Here is a 20,308-nt window from a genome sequence, read left to right as displayed (position 1 = left end):
TGGACAGTGGTTCGGGCGCGTCGAGTAGCTGGGAGGCGATGGCGGACCGGGCACGCTGCCTGGTCAGCGCTCTGCGGGAGCCGAATTCGGGGATGCCTCCCTTGCGGCAGAGCGCGGGCAGCACGGTGCCGTTGAGGTAGGCCGGGCCGATGTGTTCGCCACGGATGCAGAACAGGAACTCACGGCGCTCGCCGGTCTTGCGGTCGACGAACTTCGGTTGCGGTGGCCGGACGTGCTTCCAGGCGTCGATGGAGCTGGCCCACTTCGTCGCGGTCGATGCGACACCCGGCGAACAACCACACACCGACCAGAGCGCGGACCATCTCGATCGGGTAGTACAAGCGCCGACCGCCGGTGGTGGCCTTCGCGCGCGGGCTGCCGTGCTCATTGAGGTTCTCGCGGGGCAAGCGCAAGTGGACGCTTGGTTCACTGTCCGGAAGGAGGGAGGCGCGCCAGTTCACTTCTCCTGGGCCGGCTTTTCCGGGCGCGTCACTAAACGACCGCTATGGCGTCCACTTCGATCAGGTAGCCGGGCGCGGCGAGAGTTTCCACTCCGAGCAGGACGTCGGTCGGTTTGTGCTCGCCGAACAGGCCCACCCTGGCTCGCTCGATGACGGGCAGGTACTCCCTGCGGTGCCCGACCACGTAGATCGTGATCTTGGTGACCTGATCCGGTCGCGCGCCCGCAGCGGCGAGGGCACGACCGAGGTTGGCGAAGACCTGCTGGGCCTGTGCCGCCAGATCCCCGGAGTGGATCAGGTCGCCATGGGGGTCGTCGGACATCTGCCCGGCGACGAACACCATGCGGCTGCCCGTGGCGATGACGACGTGGCTGTAGGTCTCCGGCGTGTCCAGGCCGTCTGGCTGGATGATCTCGATGGCCATCAGCGTGATGCCCGCTTTCACTTGCTGGTTGCCGGAAAGGTCTGCTCGGTGAGTCGGTACGCGAGTTCGAAGTGGGTGACGTGCGGATCCGGTACGAGGCCGAAGTGATCGTCACCGGGGTAGTCGCGGGCCGCGTCGGTGTCGTTCCCGGCATAGCGCCGCACGGCCTCGCTGCCAGCCCAGGTGGTGAGCAGTGTGATTCGGACGCGGTCTCCCTCCGGTCGGTGCAGAACTGTCGCGTCGAGAAAGCCTTCGATACTGCGCATCTCGGCGATCGCGTTGGCCAGCAGGTGCCGGTGGAAGGGTTCCGCCTGGTCAACAGGCACGGAACCGTGCCACATTCGCACGACAGGCCGCTGAATGCTCGACATGGGCCTTCCTTCTCAGGACAGCGGCGGTCGCGATGAGCTTGACGGCCGGGGCTGGTGCGGCCTGGCCGGTTCCGGCGTTGCGGGCGTCGTGGTAGCGGCGTTCGGTCGCGAGGGGCGGCGAGCGCTTGGCTGGACGGTCAGCCGCCGGCGGGTTCGTGCCATGCCAGGCTGGCGCCGAGCGCTGCGGCGAGGCGGGTGATCGTCTGGCGACTGGTCTGGTCGCTCACGTGCTCGGGGAGCCAGGCGCAGGCGATGTAGGCGGCGGCGATGTTGGCGGTGGCGCAGGCGGCGGCCAGGCATTCCTCGATCTGGGCGAGGGAGGGTCCGGGGCCGGAGGGAAAGCGCGCGCCGGCCAACTGGGCGCTGTCGATGACGTCGATGTCGAGGTGGACGTAGACGGGGGCGGGACCGAGCTGGCCGAGGGCGGAGGTGATCGCGGCGGGGTCAGGGGGCACGCGACGGACGTGACTGGTGGTGAGGGCGTCGCGTTCGGCGGGGTCGAGGTCGCGGGCGTCGGCAAGCACGACGCTGGTATCGGGAACGGGTCGCAGGCCTAGCGTGTCGTCGAACAGATCAGGTGTGCGGCCGGTCAACATGGCCAGTGCCATGCCGCCGAGGTAACCGCTGGTCGATATGGCGGGGGTGTTGAAATCGCCGTGGGCGTCCAGCCACAGCACGGCCAGGTCGCGATGGCGGCGCTGCAGCCCGGCTACCGCCGCGCGGGAGGTTGGGCAGTCGCCGGAGAGCACCAGGGGCCTCGCGGCTCGGGTCACCGCGTCGGCTACTGCTTGGTGCAGCAGGCTCATCCGGGCCGGGACGGAGCCGGCAGGGAGGACCGGGCGGATAGCCTGAGTCGCAGTGGCGGGGATCGGGAAGGCCGGGATGTGCTCGTCGAGGTGCCAGGGCGTGACTATCAGATCCCACGCCCCATCGGTGCTGTGATCAGCCACGAGGTGTCTCTCTTTCGTTCCGGTGGGCGAGGAGGTCGAGCAGCCGTTGCAGTTCGGCGGCGCCGGCTTGCAGGTGCGCGGTGAGTTCCGCCCTGGCTTCTTCCGGGCTGCGGTGCAGCGCGTCCAGTAGCTGGCGGTGGTCGTCCGCGATGCGGCCGAGTTCATGGCGGGAGCGCTCGGCCAGTGCCAGGGCGAGGCGCTGCTCTTGTTGGAGCTGCCCGTGGAGGCGGCGCAGCCGGGGACTGCCGGTGGCCGCGACCAGGGTGGCGTGGAAGAGCCGGTCGCCGTCGAGCACTGCGGCGACGTCGCCATGGCCGAAGGCGCGTTCTATCTGGTCGACCAGGTCGGCGAGCCTCGCGTAGACCGCCGGGTCCCGGTGGCTGGTCAGGGCGTCTGCCGCGGCCAGTTCCACGGCGGTGCGGGCAGCGTAGATGTCGGCGACATCCGGTCCGGTGATGTCAGCGACGACGATGCCGCGGTTCATCTGGTAGCGGACCAGGCCCTCGCTTTCGAGGGTCCGCGCGGCCTCGCGGAGGGTACTGCGGGAGATGCCGAGCTCGGCGGCGAGGGCGGCTTCACGCAGTGGCGTGCCTGGCGGCAGCCGGCCGGACAAGATGGCGTGCCGGATGGCTTCTGTGGCCTGCTCGGCGGTGCTCTGCCGCCGGATGCTCGCACCCAGGCCGGTGATCGGGTTCGTCACGGGCACCAGTTTCCCGGTGGCACATCCCGGCCGACGCCGTGCTCGTCGGCGAGCCGGGCGGCGAGGGCGGCCACTGCCGCACATCGGATGCCCAGGCCGGTCAGGTCGGCCACGGTCAGTTCATCGTCTGCGATGCGGCCGAGCAGCCGCCCCGGCGCCACTGCAGTCAGCTCGCCATACCCCGAGCCTGCCTCCAGCACGTGGTGCAGCTCGCCTGAGTCGGCTGCGGCGTCGAGGCTGTCCGGCACGTACTCACCCTCACGCCAGGATCCGCGGGGCCAGCTCCGGCTTGTGCGGCACTGTCCGGAGCCGACCGCGGTCACATGCGCGCCGCGGGCCGACCAGTCGGCCTCGATCACGAGCCTCTTGCCGCCGGTCGAGGTGATGACCACCTCGGTGCCGCTGACCGAAAGCCCCGGCCCGGGGTTGCGGTGGAACCCGGTTGCGGTCGTGACCAGGTGCCGGACGTCATCGCTGTCAAGGACTCGGACCACCCCCCAGCCTCCTGCCCTTGAAATACGACCTGCGAGCACCAGATTGGCATATTGTCCGACAATCCGGCAAGATGCCGCTAGGCAACGAGCCGCGGGCAGGTGATCCCGAGTGTGTGGAGCCCGGCGGCGATCTGGGCCGTGAGGAGAAGTCCGCCCTGGCCGTCCGCGACGACCCACGGCGCCTCGGGGTGGTCCTTGGAGCTGACGCGGTTCCTGTGGGAGCCGACCGCGCCGCCACCCGGCGCGGCAGCGGGCTCGGCCGGTCCACGGTGCGGTCGGTCGCCCATGCCCACAGCGGTGACGTCGCGGCCCGATCCCGTCACGAAGGCCGTCTGATCGTGTCCCTCACCCTGCCCGGACACGACTCCCAGGCCGCTGGATGACGATCTGGACGGCTGCCTCGGCGACGCCTCCCGGCACGGTCGTGGTCGGCGATCCGCGCCACCACTGGTGCTCCACCCGCCGCGGTCGCGGGAATGCCGAGGGCATCGGCGAGCAGCAGCACGGAATTGACGCAGCCCTACGTCCACATGCGACAGACGCGTCATCCATCACGCGTCACGTCCAGACCCCCGCGGCCCGCACGCGACGTCAGGTCCGTGGCTCGATGAGGTGGCGACCCGTCCGGGTACAGCTGGATCGGCTCCTGTCCAGCTCCGCTATCGCTGCTCTACCCGGTACCCCGCGCGCCAAGGCTGTGGGAGCTGCTCCCCGACAGAGGTGCGGCCGATATCGACGAGCTGGAGTGGCTGGTGCTGTGGCGGCTGCGCGACCACGGACTCCGGCTCACCGAGGCCGAGCTGGCGCTTCTGCCCATGATCGCTCTGGAGTCGGACGACTTCGCTGTTGAACGTCCGCTCGCAGGTTCCGCACTGATTCGCAGGTGTGAGATCGCCGGCTCGACGGGGTGTCCACCACCTCCCGGAGGTCTTCTCCAGGCAGCCCCGGGCGTACATGGGAACCGCGCACGAGAAAGACGCGGGTAGTCGTGATGTTTCCACCGGGACATGCCCTGACGTGCCATTTCATCCCTGACTGAATGGCGTAGGTGTCCATAAAAATAACAAATACATCTATCACCTCCCTTTTCCGGGTGGCGCCGTGAAAACTCCCCCGCCATGGCCACGATCACTCCTTTTAAGATCAGCGTCCCGCAGCACGATGTGGATGACCTGCGGGACAGGCTCACCAGGACACGGTGGGCGAACGAACTGCCCGCCGCCGAGGTCGCGGGTATCGCGCCTGTCGGTCCGGTGCGCGAGGGATGGCAGTACGGCGTACCGCTGTCCTACGTCCAGGATCTCGTCCGGCAATGGCGGGAGGACTTCGACTGGCGTGCGCAGGAGCGAAAACTCAACGAGTTCCCCCAGTTCACCACTGAGATCGACGATCAGCTGATCCACTTCGTACACCTGCGCTCCGCCGACCCGGGCGCGACCCCGCTGATCCTCACCCACGGCTGGCCGAACACCTTCGTGGAGTACCTCGGGGTGGCCCGCGAGCTGTCCCAGCACTTCCACGTGGTCATCCCGTCCATCCCCGGTTTCGGGTTCTCCGGCCACACCGCCGAACGCGGCTGGGACGCGCACCGGGTGGCGCGGGCATGGGCTGAGCTCATGCGCAGGCTGGGTTACTCGCGCTACGGGGTGCACGGCAACGACGCCGGGGCGATCATCGCGCCACTGCTGGGCCGGGTCGCGGGGCCGGAGGTGCTCGGCGTGCACGTGAACCAGATCTTCTCCTTCGCCTCCGGCGATCCGGCCGAGTTCGCCGAGCTGACCCCGGCAGAGGTGGAGTACCTGGGATTCCTCCAGTCCTTTGTGGACACCGCCATCCACGACAAGGCGCAGCGGGCACAGCCGCAGACCCTGGCGCACGCGCTGGCCGACTCACCCGCGGGACAGCTGGCCTGGATTGGGCAGTTGCTCGGCGACGCGCTGGAACCGGAGGACGTGCTCACCATCGCCTCGATCTACTGGTTCACCAACACAGGCGCCTCCTCGGCCCGGTTCTACTTCGAGAACGGCCGAGCCGAGGGCGACCAGGAGCCGACGACGTTCCCGATGGGCTTGTCCAGCTTCGCCAACGACTTCCGGCCGATCCGCCGCTTCGCCGAGCGCGACCACAAGAACATCGTCTCGTGGACCGAGCACGACCGCGGTGGGCACTGGGCCGCGCACGACGCGCCCGACCTGCTCGTCGAGGACATCCGCACCTTCTTCACCTCCCTCCGTTGACCACTCCCCGAAGGAGTTCCGCCATGACGACCTGGCCGATTCTCAGCGAGTCCCACGAGGCGTTGCGCACCGCCGTGAACGCCGTCACCGACTGGGAGGCCGCGACTCCCTGTTCGCAGTGGAATGCCACGCAGGTCCTCCAGCACGCGGCGGGCGACCAGATCGCCTTCGCCGCGTTCCTCACCGGAGGCGAAGGTCCCTCCGAGGACCCGTTCGCCCCGTCCGGCTCGCTGTCCGACACGCCGGGCAACGTCGCCGAGCACGCCATGAAGCTCTCCGCGACGGCCTGGGCCGGGGTTGCCGCCGACGCCGAGAACGTGGCCGTCCCGGTACCGCCCAACTCCATGCCCGCCTCGCTGGGCGTGGGGGCGTGCGCGCTCGACGCCGCTGTGCACGCCTGGGACCTGGCCGTGTCCGCCGGGGCTCCCTCGCCGCTGTCGGCCGCGCTCGCGCGGGAACTCCTCCCGGTGGCGCAGCAGATCGTGGAGCCACTTCGCGCCTACGGCGCCTACGCGCCCGCGCTGCCGGGTGAGTCGGGCGAGGACGACGCGGCCGTTCTGCTGCGCTACCTCGGCCGCGATCCCCACTGGAGCCGCTGATCCACGACGCGCGGCGCCCTGGGTCTCGGCAGGGCGCCGCAAGAGCGTTGGTGGACTGACGGGAGCGGATGCCCGGACGTACCACGAAAGGCGCCTTGTGCTCCTCGGGTTGGACGAGACCCGATACGACACCGAAGCAGAAACAGACCAGCGAAGCTCATGGCCGTCAAGGACATTCCGCGGAGCGTGGAGGAGTGTCGAAGCAGCGACCGTCCACTCAGGGCAGAGTGGTTCGCCTGGTCTCGCCGGGGCGCAGCCGCACCGCTCCCCCGACGAAGCGCGCGTCCGGGACGACCCGATCAGCGGTCGGGGTGGTGTTCCAGCACCAGGTCGGCTTCGGGCAGGGCGTCATGCTCGGGCCGGGCTCGCCGAACGCGATCGCGCTGGGTCCGGAGAAGATCCGGGTCGCGCGCACCGGTGCGGCGGCCGGATCCCGCTGGGTGAGGCGGGTGCTCAAGACCCTCCAGTCGCGATCAGGCATGCTGATCGCCAGGTGTCGTCGAGGTACGGGTGGGCATCCGCCGGATCACAGGGAGAGTTGTGGCACAGCTGGTAGATGGCGTTTCGCGGACGTTCAACGAGTTCTTGTTGCTGCCGAACCGAACCTCTCGCGAGTGCACGCCCGGTTCCGTGGACTTGCGGACACCGCTGGTCCGCCACGCGGTCGGCGAACCGTCGGAGATCGAGCTACGTACGCCGTTCACCTCAGCGATCATGCAGGCTGTGAGCTCACCGGAGCTGGCGATCGCGTTGGCGCGGGAAGGTGGTCTGGGTTTCCTGCACCACAACCGGCCGGTCGAGGACCAGGTGAGCGAGGTCCGGGCGGTGAAGAACTTCAAGGCGGGGTTCGTGATCAGCGACACCAACGTGCGCCCCACCGACACACTCGGCCACCTGCGAGAGCTGATGCAGGAAACGGGGCACAGCACGGCCGCGGTGACCGAAGACGGAACTGCGTCCGGCAAGTTCCTCGGCTTGGTCACATCCCGGGACTTCCACCCGCAGCGGCATGATCCCGCTGCCTTGGTCAGCAGTCGTATGTTGCCGCTGGAGAAAATCGCCTACAGCCGTGCCGACGTCGGGCTGTCGGAGGCGAACACGCGTCTGTGGGAAGAGCGTCTGGACTGCCTGCCCACCGTGGACGAGTCCGGGTTCCTGCGTCATCTGGTGTTCCGTTCCGACTACACCGACAACAAACGTTTCCCCCTGCAGCTGGTGGACGCGGGCAAGCGGCTGCGCGTCGGCGCCGGCGTCAACACCCATGACTACCGTGACCGGGTTCCAGCGCTGGTCGAAGCAGGGGCCGACGCTCTGTGCTTCGACTCCTCCGACGGGTTCAGCGACTGGCAGGCTGAGGCGCTGACGTGGGCGAAGAAGCATTACCCGGACGTGGCGATCGGCGGCGGCAACGTGGTCGACGGCCAGGCGTTCACCTTCCTCGCCGACGCCGGCGCCGACTTCGTCAAGGTCGGCGTCGGTGGCGGATCGATCTGCATCACCCGCGATCAGAAGGGCATCGGTCGCGGACAGGCGAGCGCCGTCCTCGACGTTGCCGCGGCCAGGGACGCCTACCGGGACCAGACCGGCCAGTACGTCCCGATCTGTTCGGACGGCGGGCTCGTGCACGACTACCACGTGGCGCTCGCGCTGGCGATGGGCGCGGACTTCGTGATGATGGGCCGCTATTTTGCTCGCTTCGACCAGGCTCCCGGCGCGAAGCTTCCCACTCGCGACGGGTTCGTCAAAGAGTACTGGGGCGAGGGCTCAAGCCGCGCTCGGAACTGGCAGCGCTACGGCCAGGGGAGTCGCGGACTGCTGTTCGAGGAGGGGGTCGACGGGTTCGTCCCCTACGCCGGCGACCTTCACGAAGGCCTCGCCACCACGATCGCCAAGCTCAAAGCCACCATGGTGTCCTGCGGCGCGATCGACCTGGGTGCCTTCCAGGCCACTGCCCGCCTCACGCTGGTCTCGGACCAGAGCTTTCAAGAAAGCCACGCCACTGTCCAGGTGAGGGAGACTTCGGGACTTGGTTAGGGTTCGTCGAGGCGTAGGTAGTTCGGGAGAAAGGTATCGCTGGCTCCTGCCGTGCTCAGGCGTCGCGCGGGGCAGCGCGTCTGGATGAGCACCGGCTCACCCGGATCGCCCGTCACCGCTGCCGGCGGGCGGCGAGCCTGGCGTTCGCCCGGGACCACAGTCCGACCGGCACCAGCCTCGCGGCCTTCATCAGTACCGCCATCCGCCGGGGGAAGATGATCTCCGGTTTGCCCGAGGCGATGCCGTCGGCGATCTTGCTGGCGGCGAACTCGGGCTCGACCATGAACGGCATCGGGAAGGTGTTGCGCGCTGTCATCGGCGTGCGGACGAAGCCGGGGCAGACGGTCTGCACGCGGATTCCCTTGTGCAGCAAGCCTCCTCGCAGCGACTCCAGCAGGTTGATCTGGGCGGCCTTCGTCGCGCTGTAGGCCTCCCCTCCCGGCATGCCGCGATAGCCGGCGACCGACGCGACGCCGACGATCGTGCCCCGGCCGCGCTCCAGCATCGACGGCAGCACGGCCTCGATGCCATAGGACATCCCGAACACGTTGACCTCGAACTGGTTCCGGAACGAGTTCGGGTCCCAGTCCGTCACGTCGAACCGGTTCCACGCGCCCGCGTTGAGCACGGCGATGTCGATGCCGCCGAACGCGTCGATGACCTTCTCCGCCGCGGTGAGCACGGCGATCCGGTCCATCACGTCGACGGGCTGGACGAGCATGCGGCCGCCGGACACCCTCGCCAGCTGGTCGGTGCGGCGCGCGCTCACCGCGACCCGGGCGCCGCGCGCGTGCAGCTCCTCGGCCAGTGCGGCGCCGATCCCGCTGGAGGCACCGGTGATCCAGACCCGCGGGCTCATCGGGCCTTCTCGAAGCCGAGCTGCCGGACGTCCAGAGAGCCCGAGCGGAACCCCGCCTCACAGCAAGCGAGGTAGAACTCCCACGTCCGCTTGAACTGGGCGCCGGCTTCCATGATCGTCAATTTGGGTGTGCGCACACCGGTCATTCGAGGCGGGCGGCGCTCCGGTTTGGTCTTTCGTGTTCAACACCGTGCACGTGCAGCTGGCGCCGGACGCGTGCGTGCAGGGCACGGCCCGGTGTCCCTACAGCACCTGCGCCTTCCGAATCGAGGAGACGCGGGCCTGCCGAGCGAGGCCATTGGACTGCTCTGGGCCGCTGAGAACCTGATGAGGGGTCACGCAGCCACGCGCCGCCTTCTCGACCACACAGAACAGCAAGCCGCCGAGAGCAACCACCCGGCCCTTTCGCGATCGCCACCTCGCGGCCACCAACGAGCGGCCTGCCCGCGGCCACCATCCGACCGTCCTGGACCTCGGACTGTCACCACGCCCACCCGCACCCTCGGCGGTGACGACCCCGCCAGTCTCGTCACCGCCGAGGTGGATGTCCTGGGTGCTCACCCAGACGAGTTGGTCCCCTACCTGTGTGCCCCATCGATCCTGCGTGAGGCATCGCCCCGAAGCTGGCGACCCAGGTCTCGACAAGGTCGATCTCCCCGAGCGGGAAGAGCCCTCTCCTCAAGGCGTCGCTCCACTCGGAGAACCGGTCATCCTCTCCCCACGCCAGCTCCGGGTCCAGTTCGAACGGCTCCCGGGCGCGATTGATTCCCGGGCCACCGATGCTCGCCGTCAGCCCCGAACTCCTGGAGGGAGGTCTCCGCGGCATCGTGCATGCCGATGCCGACCCCTTCGAACGTGGACCACCAGCCGGCGCAGCAGACGACCCGAGGGAGAACAGCATGTGAGGCGCTCCACAAGAACGACGCTGTTGGCGATCTTCAGCTGACAGCTGGGCTTGGTCTCGCTCCCGGTGGGCACGGGCGAGGGTATGCCGCCTGAGATGGGGGCTTGCGTGTGAACCGCGGCTGAATCCGGTTCGGGTAATGAGGAGGATTGCTCCGACGTTCGTCACCCGGGCGGGCCGGAGACTTCGAAAGGAGGATCCTCCATGACGCGAAGGATGCGAACGGCGTCGCTCACGGCAGCTGCAGTCGCTTCGTCTCTCTTTCCCCTTTTGAGTGGGGTATCGGCTCAGGCGGCACCCGAGGCCACAGCCGAACTCCAGGCGCCACCGGTAGTCAGGATCCGTACGTTCGCCGGCAAGTGCCTGGACGTGCCGATCGTCCAGTTCCGCTGCCACGGCGGCCCCAACCAGAGGTTCGTAATCTTCTGATCCGAGTCGCACGTCCTTGCCACGTACATGTTCCGTCGACAGTCCGCACGGATTCAGGGCATACCTGTCTACCTCTCAGGTGAAGCCACCTGGGCGACCCCGCAGACCTCCAGCTGAAGATCACCGACAGCATCCGAGAAGTGGACCAGAACCCAGTTCTGAGTTGCATGGCCAGCCAGTCGATGTTCTGTCCACCGGAGACCAGGCCTGCGCGAGCGCAGTGAACGACCTCACCCAGGACCAGCCGAGCACGCCACCCACACCTGGTCTCACCTCGCGCGGGTGAGGATCGGGCGCGCGTCGGGTGTTAGACCGGCCCTGTGTGATGGCCCAGCCGATCGGCGTGTTCCACAGGCGATGCGGACGCCACCAAGGGAAGGAACCCAACCCGTGAGCACGATCACCACCAAGGACGGTACGAAGATCTACTACAAGGATTGGGGTGAGGGTCCTGCCGTGACGTTCTCGCACGGCTGGCCGCTCAACGCCGACGCCTGGGACGGCCAGATGCTGTTCCTGGCACAGCACGGCTACCGCGTCGTCGCCCACGACCGGCGCGGCCACGGCCGGTCCAGCCAGGCCTCCTCGGGCAACGACATGGACGGCTACGCCGACGACCTCGCGGCCGTGATCGAAGCCCTCGACCTGCGTCACGTGACGCTGGTCGGCCACTCCACCGGCGGTGGCGAGGTCACGCGGTACATCGGGCGGCACGGCACCGCCCGGGTGGCCAAGGCCGTCCTGCTCGCAGCGGTACCACCGCTCATGCTCAAGACCCCAGCCAACCCCGAGGGCCTGCCGATGGAGGTGTTCGACAGTCTGCGCGCCGGTCTGTTCAACGACCGGTCCCAGTTCTACCGGGACCTGGCGCCGCGGTTCTACGGCGCCAACCGGCCCGGCGCCCAGGTGTCTCGGGGAATCCTGGACCAGTTTTGGCTGTGGAGCATGCAGGCCGGCCTCAAAAACGCCTACGAATCCATCAGCGCCTTCTCGGAGACCGACTTCACCGAGGACCTCGAGCACATCGACGTTCCGACCCTCGTCATGCACGGCGAGGACGACCAGATCGTCCCCGTCCACGACTCGGCCCGCAAATCGGCCCGACTCATCAAGGACGCACAGGAGATCTACTACCCGGGCGCGCCGCACGGCCTGACCGCCACCCTCCAAGACCAGGTCAACGCCGACCTGCTCGCCTTCCTGCAGAGCTAGCCACGACCGCCACCCGACATCCCGCAGCGCAGCTGGCAGTCCGACACGTGGCCGACCCCGGTCCCACGTGCAGCGTCACGGTCATCGGGTTGGCAGGGACGCGCGGGTGTCGGCGAGCGCGGCGAAGAGGTCGCCGATGTCCTCGACGCGGTCGATCACGTCGACGGCGGTGAAGACGAGATCGCGTACGCGTCGGCAGCCGCGGACCTCCGCCCACGTGATCGGTGTGGAGACGGTGGGGTGGTCGCGTCCGCGCAGGGAGTACGGCGCGACGGTGGTTTTGGCGGGGTTGTTCTGGCTCCAGTCGATGAACACCTTTCCTGGCCGCACTGCCTTGGCCATCTTCGCCACCACCAGGTCCGGGGTCTCGCGGGCAAGCTGCTGCGCGAGGGCCTTGGCGTAGGCGGAGGGCTCGGCGGGGTCGGTGGTGGTGATCCCGGCGTAGACCTGGAGGCCTTTGGAGCCACTGGTTTTCGCGACCGGGGTGAGTCCGTGGGCGGTGAGGATGGAGTGCAGGCGTTCGGCGACCCGGGCGCACTCGACGATGCTCGTGCCCTCTCCGGGGTCGAGGTCGAACACCAACCGATCCGGTGGGAGCCGCACCGGACCAGGGCCGACTGTCCATTGAGGAACGTGGAGTTCGAGCGCGGCGAGGTTGGCCGCCCACACCAGCGCGGGCAGGTCCTCGATCAAGGGGTAGTCGATCGTGTCCTTTCCCTCGGCCCGTGAGCTGCGGTGCGGCAACCGAACGGTCGACAGCCAGCTCGGCGCCCCCTTGGGAACGTTCTTGGCGAAAAACTGTTGTCCGCCAACGCCGTTGGGAAAGCGGATCATGGTGATCGGCCGCCCAGACAGATGCGGCAGCAGGACCGGGGCGATCCGGGTGTAGTACTCGATGACCTCGGCTTTGGTCAACCCGTCCACGGGGTAGAGGACTTTGTCCAGATTGGACAGCGCCAGGTGCCGTGTCCCGACTCGCACGGTGACGCGCTCGCCCTCAACCGGTTCCGGCTGCGGGTCCGCAGGCACAGCCTCGCGTGGTGGCCGGGGCGTTGGGTGGGGACGCGGCAGGATGACGTCGCTGGGGGTGATGTCCTCGCGGATGCCCCGCCAGCTGGCGTGCCGCAGTCGCGGCTCCCCGGAGGTGGTGAACCTGCGGTACCTGACCTCCCCCACCACCAGCGGCTCCACCCACCGCGCGCCTCGCACGTCTTCGCGCGGCGGCTCATTCGCGAACGGATGTCTGCGGCGTTCCAATGCTTCCAGACGCGCGTGCAGATCGCGGCGTGCGGCTTCGCTGAATCCCGTGCCCACGTCCCCGATGTAGACGAGGTTCCCGGTTCCCGGGTCGTGGGCGCCGAGGAGCAATCCGCCGAACAGTCCGGTGAATCTGCCTTTCCCTGGCCGCCATCCACAGACCAGAACGTCCTGCACCTTGGTGGCGGGAAACTTCAGCCACGCGTCCGAACGCTGTCCGGGAACATAGGGCGCGGTGGCGAGCTTGGCCATCAGTCCCTCGAACCCGGCCGCGGTCACGCGATCGAGCAGCGCCTGTGGTGTCAGGCGATCCGCGGTGAGCGTGTCGAACGGAAACGCCTTCACCACCGACACCCGATACGGGTCGGGCATCGGCACCTGCTCCAACAGCGCCCGCCGCTGCCGATAAGGCTTGCGTACCACCATGTTCTCGCCGAGGAGCAGGAGGTCGAAGGCCATGAAGCGGACCTCGACCGGGTCCTCGAACGGCTGTCCGGGACGCCGGGTGGCGTGTTTGCGGTAGCGGCCCCGCCGGTCCTGCAGCGCGTCGAAGTCAATCCGTCCGTGCTCGTCGTAGACCACGATCTCGCCGTCGAGCACCGCCGCGCGCCCCTCAAGCCCCTCCGCCACCACACCCGCGAGATCGGCGAACTCGGCGGTGAAATCAAGGCCGTTGCGGCTGGTGAGCACCGTGTCCCCGTTCGGGGCGATCCGCATGCACGTCCGAAAGCCATCCAGCTTCGCCTCGTATGTCCACTGTGGACCAGATGCCAGGGTCGGACCTCCGGGAGCGGCGAGCATCGGCGTGATCCACTCCGGTACGCGCGAGCGGTCGTCGCGGGAGTTTCGCGCCATGCCGACCTCCGCCGCCCCTGCCCGCTACCAGTCCACGGAGCGTGTGCTCGAAGCCTTGCCGGCAGAAGGTAACCCGACCAACCATGCTCCGCTTGATCAAACTCCTTGCGCACACCAGGTCGTGTGACTGCTTCCACGTCCTCCGGTTCGGTCATCGCCGGATCCAGCCACGCCTCGCGCATCTCGGGCGACACCACGGGGCCGCGGCTGCCCCACTGCCGAGGCCGCAACTCGGGTCGGTGGACACATTGATGCCGTGGCCTTGAGCATGGTCTCCAGCGTGTCGCAGATGCCGGAAACTCCACAACGCAAAGAGGCCACAGCGCTGTGGGGGCGGTGACCTCGGCCGCCACGGCGAGGTCGTTGAGCTACGTCCTCTCCGTGGCGGCGCAAGGATCTATTGGACTACGCCGTAAGGCACCCCCACGCTATATCCTTTGTTCTTCTCCACATGCACAAAGAAGTATGCCGCGAGACCCTTGTCCAGCTTAGGATCGGGACACCCGAAATTGGCGCACACATCCTTGCTGATCTCAAACTCGTAGTCGATGACAACCGGGGACTCCGGCTTGGCGTTCACGTTGTCAGCTTTGCGAGTGCACGTGTAGTGAGCATAGTACTGCGGTTTGGTCGTCCCAATGCCGCCAGTTGGAATCTTACATGCAGCGACCCATCTCTCACCTGCACGCCAGAATGTTACCCGAAGGGGAATCATGCCTCGCTGGCTGTAGATTCCCGCCCCGTAAGTCTGGAGTGCCATGGTGTCTTTAGGGGGACTGACAAGAACTGTGAGGTTCCTGGAGAACGTTGCCTTGGAACCGTCAGCGCCGGCATGAAGAATAGCTTTCTTGTCCTTGCCTGCGCCTTCGATTCCGAGCTTCGCGTTCGCGTACTCCTCCCACTTTCCCTTGGGTATCGAATCGACGTCGATATCCTTGTAGGCTTCCTGCTCCTTCTTGACTGACATCCATGCGATGAACGCCTTGCCGAGGGAGTAGACGGCCAGGCCGGCGAGGATCGCGGTGCCCAAGGGGCCTGCTCCGACGGCGATGGCGATGTTGGCGGCGAGGGCGATGGCAGAGGTCACGGTGCCTTCCACGTCGCCCTGCGAGACGGAGTTGGCGATGGCGGCGACCTGGCCGACGACCGGGATGATTCCTGCCGCGGCGACAGCGACGTCCGCCTTGCTGGACTCCTCGTTCGCCACCGTCGCCGCGAGGTTGACCAGCCATGTGGCGGCGGAGCCCTGGGAAGGTTTGAGGTTGGTGAAGTACTTTTTGAAGTCCTTGACCGTGCTCACCTTGTCCAGGTGCGGGGTCAGAAGCTTCTTGATATCGGCGGTCGGGATGGGCTTTTTGGTCTCCGCGGCGGCCTTGCGCAGCTTGGCGAAGCTCTCGCTGAACCCCTTCATGGATGACTTGTAGTCGTTTGACGCAGCGAGCGTGGTCGTGGCCTTCTCAGACTTGCTGAGAATATTTGCGACGAATTTCCGGGCAGATTCCCGAGTGGCGCCGATCGCTTTGCATACCTTGTCGTCGGGTTTTCGGACGCAACCTGCCCGTAGGCGGAATGCCAGGACGGTAGTGGCACTTGCCCTGTCGTCGGTGACCTTCCCGGTGTCCGATGAATCGGCAGTACCGGTGGGGATGGTCGCGCCTGGTGTCGACAGCGCCGCTGACGCCGGTACGACCAGGAGAGCACTGATGGCCAGGAGTGTTGTGAGTATGGTGAGCGTTCGAGACAGCTGGCGCATCACGGATCTCCTTAGCGCCGTGGGCAAACGGGTCCGTGCAGGATTCAGCGTCGGGTGCTGTGCGGTGAAGCAGCTGCGCAGAGAGACCGCTCGACCGAGTGGCAGCAAGGTGACACGTTTCGGCGATACGGTCGGGTAGGTGCCTGAACGTGCCTGACGACTATCGATCGCGGAATGACATCGCGCCTGTGCAATGCGATTCGGCAGGCGAGCAACATCGCGCTCTGCCAACTCCGACCTTTAGCCACGCTCGATATCGGGAACGCGCCCACCGACTCGTTGAGATGGCGCGAGGGAGAACTCTTCCCCCGTGTCGGCTATCGGGGCGACAGTCACGGCGCCGTTGATCAGACGCAGCTGCAGCGGCGCGTTGGCGGGCAGCCGACGGCGGAGATCGTCGGGGATGTAGTCCATCGTGGCGACCCGCTCGTCGTAGTCGAGGAAGCGATGGCAGCCGACGGCGTGGAAGCCACCACCCAGCGCGGCGAGCACGTCGGCCAGGCGAAAGTCCTCGGTGTCACCGGAGTGAATCACCTCGACGGCCGACAGGTGGCGCATCGCGACCCGCTCGGGGAAGAACCGGCAGGCGAAGTGCCGGTACAACACGTACTCGGAGGCACCCGTCCACTTCGACGGCTCCCGGGTGCGGAGGAATGCCTGCCAGAACGGCGCCCCGTGCGCGGCTTCGGCCCGGCGGACCAGATCAGTGAGCACCACCCGGTCGAACACCATGTGGTGCTGCATGCCGCTGAAGTGGTCGACGGGGCGCCACCCGGGCACCAGCCGCGACGCGGCGTCGATCGCGGAATGCCGGTCGGGCAGGACCGCGGGCTCCGCAGGGGCGCTCCAGCGCAACGGGTAGCCCAGGGCGAGCTGAGCCCGGCCATATTTGTCCACAAAGGACATATCGGTGGCGAAGGCGATGTCGGCGTCGACGACGAGCACGTGGTCCGGTGCGTCGGAGCCGAGCAGCTCGAAACAGCGGAGCTTGAGCAGCTGCTGGAAGTACCACGACGCATTCCCCTGCCGGGCCGGGGTGGAGTGCACCGCGCCGGCTATGTCCGCGGCACCGGGCATGACCTTCGACTCGTCGAGCCAGCGGACTCGGCGGTCGTGACCGGCCACCGGTTCGCGCGAGACCACGTGGATAGTCCGGATCGGATTGCGGCAATGACGCAGCACCGACTCCAGGCAGGTCGGGAAGTCGGCGGCATCCTTCGGTGCGACCGGGATGATCACATCCAGCTCCGGCAACGATGAAACACCAGCCACCCAGCCCGCCTCACAGACCGGGTCATGCGCGCACCGATCCACGTCAACCCGAGCAAATGGACCACAGCTTGTCAACCTCACCGACACCACATCGCTCCCCCACCAGGTGTTCACCTATGCGAGGCCATTCACCATCCGTCGGCGCCCACTGCACGGAGGCAAACCGGTGAACCGCTCCAGCGAGCGAGCCAACCCCAGCTCGGCGCGATCGTTGTCGCCTCCACGAAACGCGCGGACTGCTGGCGCCGCCAGGCCTCCGACACCGCCTCGGACACGGCCGGAGCAGGGTCGAGGTGAACGACATTGCCGGCCAGCACAAGACGCGTTGGACCAGGTGCCCAGAAACCCACCACAACGTCGTATCACACACAATATTGATGCGGCTTGCGACAAGGCCGCGAGGCTACAGCGGAATCGCCCATCGCTGACGCCGCAGTCAAAACAGCCCTGCTCAACCACCGGATTTTCGGCCGTGGTCGCGCGACCCACCAACAGGTCGAAAGCATGCACAGAGTCCAGCTCGACCTCGTGTGTCCACTGTGGACCAGGTGCCGGCATCGGTCCTCCGGGAACGGCGCCCGTGGGTGACCGTCACGAGTGGTGGACGGGCTCGATGAGGTCGGGGCTGTTGTTGCGGGGGTTGTTGACCGCGATGCTGACCTCCCGCGGCACCAGAGCCGGATCCGGGATGCTGGCGAGCAGAGCATCCACGTCCTCTGGCTTGCTCATCTCCGGGTCCAGCCATGCCTCGCGCATCTCGCCGGGAGGCAGTACCACGGGGCTGCGGTCGTGGATGTGCCCGAGCGCGTCGGTGGCCGTGGTGGTCAGGATCGTGCACGTCCAGAGCCATCTGTCCGGATCATCCTCACGCTTCGCCGGATCGGGCCACAGCTCGTACAACCCGGCCATCGCGACCAGGTCTCCGTCCGCGTGCAGGAAAAACGGGGTCTTGGTCCCGTCATCGTTTTTCTGCCACTCGTAGTAGCCATCCGCCGGGACGATGCAGCGGCGCTTGCGCGCGGCGGCTTTGAACGCGTTCTTCGAGGTGATCGTCTCCGCCCGCGCATTGATCATCCTGGTACCGATCTTGACGTCCTTCGCCCACGACGGCACCAGGCCCCACTTCACCGTGCACAGCTGCCGCACCGGGTCCGCCTCAGGCTCCTCACGAGGCGCCCGCGCCAGAGCCACGCGCACCAGCTGCGTGGGGGCGACGTTCCACGATGGCCCCGGCTCCTCACCCACGATCTTCGCGGCGCCCAAGGCATCCGCGAGTTCGGTATCACTACGAGAGGTTGCATAACGGCCGCACATAAGCACATTCTCCCCTCGCGGACGCCGAACCGCACGCGGCTGCGCTACGCGGCGGGCATCATCGTCATCGCCCCCAGCAAAAGCACGCCGCGCGAGCGCGGGAGCCCTCCTCCGGCAAAGCCGTAGTCGCCCGGTTCCAGGCGTGGTGCCGCGCCCGTTCGCAGACAAAGGCGCACAGCACCTCAAGGACGGTGGCATGGTCGCCGCACCCGAGCAGGACGGACTGCCGAACGGCGTTGATCGCGCCGGCGCACTGCTGGCTCTGTCCACCTGTCCCCACAAACGCGAGGCTCCGTCCAGCCCCACCTCGTGTCGCGGTGCGCCTTGAATGATCAAGTAAGACCTTCACCGGGTAGGGCCGCCCTGTCCCTGGCTCGCCGAGTCCGACCCGACAGTCCACTTTGGTTTGCTCCACCTTGACTCGCCGACCCGCGTCAAGGTTGACTGAGCACGCAAATCGAACACATGTTCGAGCGTCCGCCGACCTTCCCCGTGGCGGGTGTGCTCGTGAACCACGCGCGCCCACACACACGGCGAGGAGGTCGAGCTCGGTGTCCCTGGCCAGGGTCAGCACCGCCTCCGGCGAGGAGTTCGCCGGACGCACGCTCCCGGTACGACCCGAACTGCGGGCAGTCCTGCCGTGGCCGGGACTGCGGCGCGGCGCCACGATCGCACTGCGCGGATCGACCTCGCTACTGTTCGCGATACTGGCCTCCGCCACCACCGAAGGCTCCTGGGCCGCCGTCGTCGGACTCCCAGGGTTGAGCGTGCTGGCCGCCGCCGAAGCCGGAGTCGCAGTGCAGCGCATGGCGCTGGTACCCCGCCCGGGAACCCAGCTCGGCGAGGTCGTCGCCGCCCTCACCGACGGACTGGACCTGGTCGCCTTCACCGGCACCACCATGATCAACACCGCCCAGACCCGCACACTCGCCGCACGGGTACGCCAACGCGGGACAGTGCTGCTTCCTCTGGGCCCCTGGCCTTCCCCCGATGTCGAACTGCGCTGCGCCAACGGCCGCTGGTACGGCGTGACCACCGGGAACGGACACCTGCGCTACCGCGAAGTCGAAGTCCACGCCACCGGCCGGGGCGCCGCCGCACGCCCCCGCTCGATCCGAATCTGCATGCCCGGCCCCGGCGGTCCGACTACCCGCTCAACAGGATGAAGGTGTTCTCTCCTCATGGTTTCCCGCGATCTCAGGCGCTGCTCGGCCACGTGCCCTGCTCAGTATCGGATCGACGGATTCGGTGCCCGGGTCGTGCTCCTGCCCACGCGTTGCGTTCTTGGGGAGCACGTGCTCGTGGCGACGGGCTATACCGCGGCCCTCACCGCCGACCGCGTCCTTCACGTCACCTGCGGGGCGTGCGCGGTGTCCGGTGTGGTCAGTCAGTGGCTGCTCACCGCCTTGGAAGAAGCCGCGCGTGCGGAGTTCAGCGCTACCGCCTACCCGAGCACCGGCTCGACGTCACCACGCTAGAGCGGTTGGCGCGTATGGACGAACTCATCACGCCGTACACGCGGATGACCGGTAACCACAACCACGGCTGGCATCCCGAGGCGACTCCGGTATGGGTGCAGCTGGACGTCCTCGTGCGGCTTCCTCCCGGGTTTCGGCGGCGGACGGTCGGGCACGGCCTGGACGTGACCGGCCGGGTCGAAGGCATGCTGACTGGGTGGTTCCAGACGGTGGGCGGTCTGTGGCTCGGCGTGTGCCACTTTCGCATCCCCTACGCGGACGGACGCGCCGACATGGTGGCGGTCCGGAATCAGCTCGTCCCCGAGTACGCCCTGCATCCGCGCGCCAACGACGCCTCCCCAGCTCCTTGACGGCTCCGCTGCTGAGTGCGCAGGAACTCGGCCAACGCCCCGGTGAGGCACGCCGGACCGGAGATCGTGGTCCGGATGCTCGTGGGCAGCGACACGGGGGCAAGCCAGGTGGACCGCATCGAGCCCGCACCGCCCGTGTGGACGGGCTCGGTCGGCAAGAAATCATTGGCCACCACCGGCAGCATCACCGACCGGCCGTCGCCGTCCACCCGGGACCGCGACGGCCGCTGGATCGGCGGTCCAGTCGACCGGTGGGTCCAGGAGCTGACCGAAGCCGAACTGAGGCTGAGCCGGGTGCGACAGATCAGGCCCAGACGTGCAGTGGAAACGGTTGTCGCCCACGTTCACACAGGCG

General features: G+C 67.6%; 20 protein-coding genes. 7 read left to right on the top strand and 13 right to left on the bottom strand.

Annotated features, from left to right (window positions below; all coding sequences use genetic code 11):
* Window positions 1–492 precede the first annotated feature (492 nt).
* The 6 genes from BLT28_RS05325 to BLT28_RS40775 all read right to left on the bottom strand — a co-directional run bounded on the left by BLT28_RS05325 (window position 493) and on the right by BLT28_RS40775 (window position 3,723).
* Complete coding sequence (locus tag BLT28_RS05325) at window positions 493–885, bottom strand: RidA family protein (protein ID WP_030433864.1); 393 nt, start codon at window positions 883–885, stop codon at window positions 493–495.
* A 17-nt stretch (window positions 886–902) separates the two neighbouring features.
* Entirely contained in the window at window positions 903–1,256 is a 354-nt protein-coding gene (locus tag BLT28_RS05320) for a hypothetical protein (protein ID WP_063766720.1), read from the bottom strand.
* A 137-nt stretch (window positions 1,257–1,393) separates the two neighbouring features.
* Entirely contained in the window at window positions 1,394–2,206 is an 813-nt protein-coding gene (locus tag BLT28_RS05315) for an arginase family protein (RefSeq protein ID WP_052408289.1), read from the bottom strand.
* Window positions 2,199–2,906, bottom strand: a complete 708-nt coding sequence (locus tag BLT28_RS05310) for a GntR family transcriptional regulator (protein ID WP_162184967.1) — start codon at window positions 2,904–2,906, stop codon at window positions 2,199–2,201. Before BLT28_RS05310 ends, BLT28_RS05315 begins: the two co-directional genes overlap by 8 nt.
* Window positions 2,903–3,400 (bottom strand): hypothetical protein, encoded by a 498-nt coding sequence (locus BLT28_RS40780; protein WP_030433868.1) that lies wholly within the window; start codon window positions 3,398–3,400, stop codon window positions 2,903–2,905. The genes BLT28_RS05310 and BLT28_RS40780 overlap by 4 nt, the downstream gene beginning before the upstream one ends.
* A gap of 77 nt (window positions 3,401–3,477) precedes the next feature.
* Complete coding sequence (locus BLT28_RS40775; protein WP_030433869.1) at window positions 3,478–3,723, bottom strand: hypothetical protein; 246 nt, start codon at window positions 3,721–3,723, stop codon at window positions 3,478–3,480.
* A gap of 795 nt (window positions 3,724–4,518) precedes the next feature.
* Here BLT28_RS40775 and BLT28_RS05300 point away from each other — a divergent pair.
* Both BLT28_RS05300 and BLT28_RS05295 read left to right on the top strand, forming a co-directional pair.
* Window positions 4,519–5,637: an epoxide hydrolase family protein gene (locus BLT28_RS05300; protein ID WP_030433870.1), complete on the top strand. Its 1,119-nt coding sequence runs from the start codon at window positions 4,519–4,521 to the stop codon at window positions 5,635–5,637.
* A gap of 23 nt (window positions 5,638–5,660) precedes the next feature.
* Entirely contained in the window at window positions 5,661–6,236 is a 576-nt protein-coding gene (locus BLT28_RS05295; protein WP_083383663.1) for a TIGR03086 family metal-binding protein, read from the top strand.
* 217 nt (window positions 6,237–6,453) lie between these two features.
* On the opposite strand, the gene BLT28_RS05290 is transcribed toward BLT28_RS05295, so the two are convergent.
* Window positions 6,454–6,693, bottom strand: coding sequence for a hypothetical protein (locus BLT28_RS05290; protein WP_030433871.1), 240 nt, complete (start codon window positions 6,691–6,693; stop codon window positions 6,454–6,456).
* A 53-nt stretch (window positions 6,694–6,746) separates the two neighbouring features.
* Between BLT28_RS05290 and BLT28_RS05285 the strand changes: the two genes are divergently transcribed.
* Window positions 6,747–8,270 carry an IMP dehydrogenase gene (locus tag BLT28_RS05285; RefSeq protein ID WP_211256754.1) on the top strand — a complete coding sequence of 508 codons (1,524 nt, stop codon included), beginning with the start codon at window positions 6,747–6,749 and terminating at the stop codon, window positions 8,268–8,270.
* Window positions 8,271–8,382: 112 nt separating this feature from the next.
* Here BLT28_RS05285 and BLT28_RS05280 read toward each other — a convergent pair whose 3' ends face one another.
* Both BLT28_RS05280 and BLT28_RS39820 read right to left on the bottom strand, forming a co-directional pair.
* Window positions 8,383–9,129: an SDR family NAD(P)-dependent oxidoreductase gene (locus BLT28_RS05280; protein WP_030433873.1), complete on the bottom strand. Its 747-nt coding sequence runs from the start codon at window positions 9,127–9,129 to the stop codon at window positions 8,383–8,385.
* Window positions 9,126–9,242 (bottom strand): class I SAM-dependent methyltransferase, encoded by a 117-nt coding sequence (locus BLT28_RS39820; protein ID WP_172806487.1) that lies wholly within the window; start codon window positions 9,240–9,242, stop codon window positions 9,126–9,128. Before BLT28_RS39820 ends, BLT28_RS05280 begins: the two co-directional genes overlap by 4 nt.
* Window positions 9,243–10,852: 1,610 nt before the next feature.
* On the opposite strand from BLT28_RS39820, the gene BLT28_RS05275 reads away from it, so the two are divergent.
* The gene (locus BLT28_RS05275; protein WP_030433874.1) at window positions 10,853–11,674 is read left to right on the top strand and encodes an alpha/beta fold hydrolase; all 822 of its coding nucleotides are present in this window, start codon (window positions 10,853–10,855) and stop codon (window positions 11,672–11,674) included.
* An 81-nt stretch (window positions 11,675–11,755) separates the two neighbouring features.
* Here BLT28_RS05275 and ligD read toward each other — a convergent pair whose 3' ends face one another.
* The 4 genes from ligD to BLT28_RS05250 form a co-directional block, all read right to left on the bottom strand.
* Window positions 11,756–13,786 (bottom strand): DNA ligase D, encoded by a 2,031-nt coding sequence (ligD, locus tag BLT28_RS05270; RefSeq protein WP_030433875.1) that lies wholly within the window; start codon window positions 13,784–13,786, stop codon window positions 11,756–11,758.
* A gap of 397 nt (window positions 13,787–14,183) precedes the next feature.
* Window positions 14,184–15,539: a hypothetical protein gene (locus tag BLT28_RS05265; protein ID WP_156051914.1), complete on the bottom strand. Its 1,356-nt coding sequence runs from the start codon at window positions 15,537–15,539 to the stop codon at window positions 14,184–14,186.
* A 240-nt stretch (window positions 15,540–15,779) separates the two neighbouring features.
* On the bottom strand, window positions 15,780–16,811 hold the full coding sequence (locus tag BLT28_RS05260) for a hypothetical protein (protein WP_156051916.1): 1,032 nt from the start codon (window positions 16,809–16,811) through the stop codon (window positions 15,780–15,782).
* Window positions 16,812–17,402: 591 nt separating this feature from the next.
* Window positions 17,403–18,125: an SOS response-associated peptidase gene (locus BLT28_RS05250; RefSeq protein ID WP_030433879.1), complete on the bottom strand. Its 723-nt coding sequence runs from the start codon at window positions 18,123–18,125 to the stop codon at window positions 17,403–17,405.
* 551 nt (window positions 18,126–18,676) lie between these two features.
* Here BLT28_RS05250 and BLT28_RS05245 point away from each other — a divergent pair.
* From BLT28_RS05245 to BLT28_RS05235, 3 genes are all read left to right on the top strand, one after another.
* Window positions 18,677–19,291, top strand: coding sequence for a hypothetical protein (locus tag BLT28_RS05245; protein ID WP_231950631.1), 615 nt, complete (start codon window positions 18,677–18,679; stop codon window positions 19,289–19,291).
* 129 nt (window positions 19,292–19,420) lie between these two features.
* A complete protein-coding gene (locus tag BLT28_RS39815; protein WP_157376051.1) occupies window positions 19,421–19,603 on the top strand; it encodes a hypothetical protein in 183 nt (60 codons plus the stop codon).
* A gap of 14 nt (window positions 19,604–19,617) precedes the next feature.
* Complete coding sequence (locus BLT28_RS05235) at window positions 19,618–19,953, top strand: hypothetical protein (RefSeq protein ID WP_030432165.1); 336 nt, start codon at window positions 19,618–19,620, stop codon at window positions 19,951–19,953.
* Window positions 19,954–20,308 lie beyond the last annotated feature (355 nt).

Origin of the sequence: Allokutzneria albata, from assembly GCF_900103775.1 — a bacterium.
Lineage (GTDB): Bacteria > Actinomycetota > Actinomycetes > Mycobacteriales > Pseudonocardiaceae > Allokutzneria > Allokutzneria albata.
This window is presented reverse-complemented; position numbering and strand designations above follow the sequence as displayed.

What these genes read in the sequence shown, in the direction of transcription:
- BLT28_RS05325 (WP_030433864.1), bottom strand. Translation starts at nt 885, where the DNA reads ATGGCCATCGAGATCATCCAGCCAGACGGCCTGGACACGCCGGAGACC.
- BLT28_RS05320 (WP_063766720.1), bottom strand. Translation starts at nt 1,256, where the DNA reads ATGTCGAGCATTCAGCGGCCTGTCGTGCGAATGTGGCACGGTTCCGTG.
- BLT28_RS05300 (WP_030433870.1), top strand. Translation starts at nt 4,519, where the DNA reads ATGGCCACGATCACTCCTTTTAAGATCAGCGTCCCGCAGCACGATGTG.
- BLT28_RS05295 (WP_083383663.1), top strand. Translation starts at nt 5,661, where the DNA reads ATGACGACCTGGCCGATTCTCAGCGAGTCCCACGAGGCGTTGCGCACC.
- BLT28_RS05280 (WP_030433873.1), bottom strand. Translation starts at nt 9,129, where the DNA reads ATGAGCCCGCGGGTCTGGATCACCGGTGCCTCCAGCGGGATCGGCGCC.
- BLT28_RS39820 (WP_172806487.1), bottom strand. Translation starts at nt 9,242, where the DNA reads ATGGAAGCCGGCGCCCAGTTCAAGCGGACGTGGGAGTTCTACCTCGCT.
- ligD (WP_030433875.1), bottom strand. Translation starts at nt 13,786, where the DNA reads ATGGCGCGAAACTCCCGCGACGACCGCTCGCGCGTACCGGAGTGGATC.
- BLT28_RS05265 (WP_156051914.1), bottom strand. Translation starts at nt 15,539, where the DNA reads ATGCGCCAGCTGTCTCGAACGCTCACCATACTCACAACACTCCTGGCC.
- BLT28_RS05250 (WP_030433879.1), bottom strand. Translation starts at nt 18,125, where the DNA reads ATGTGCGGCCGTTATGCAACCTCTCGTAGTGATACCGAACTCGCGGAT.
- BLT28_RS05235 (WP_030432165.1), top strand. Translation starts at nt 19,618, where the DNA reads ATGGACGAACTCATCACGCCGTACACGCGGATGACCGGTAACCACAAC.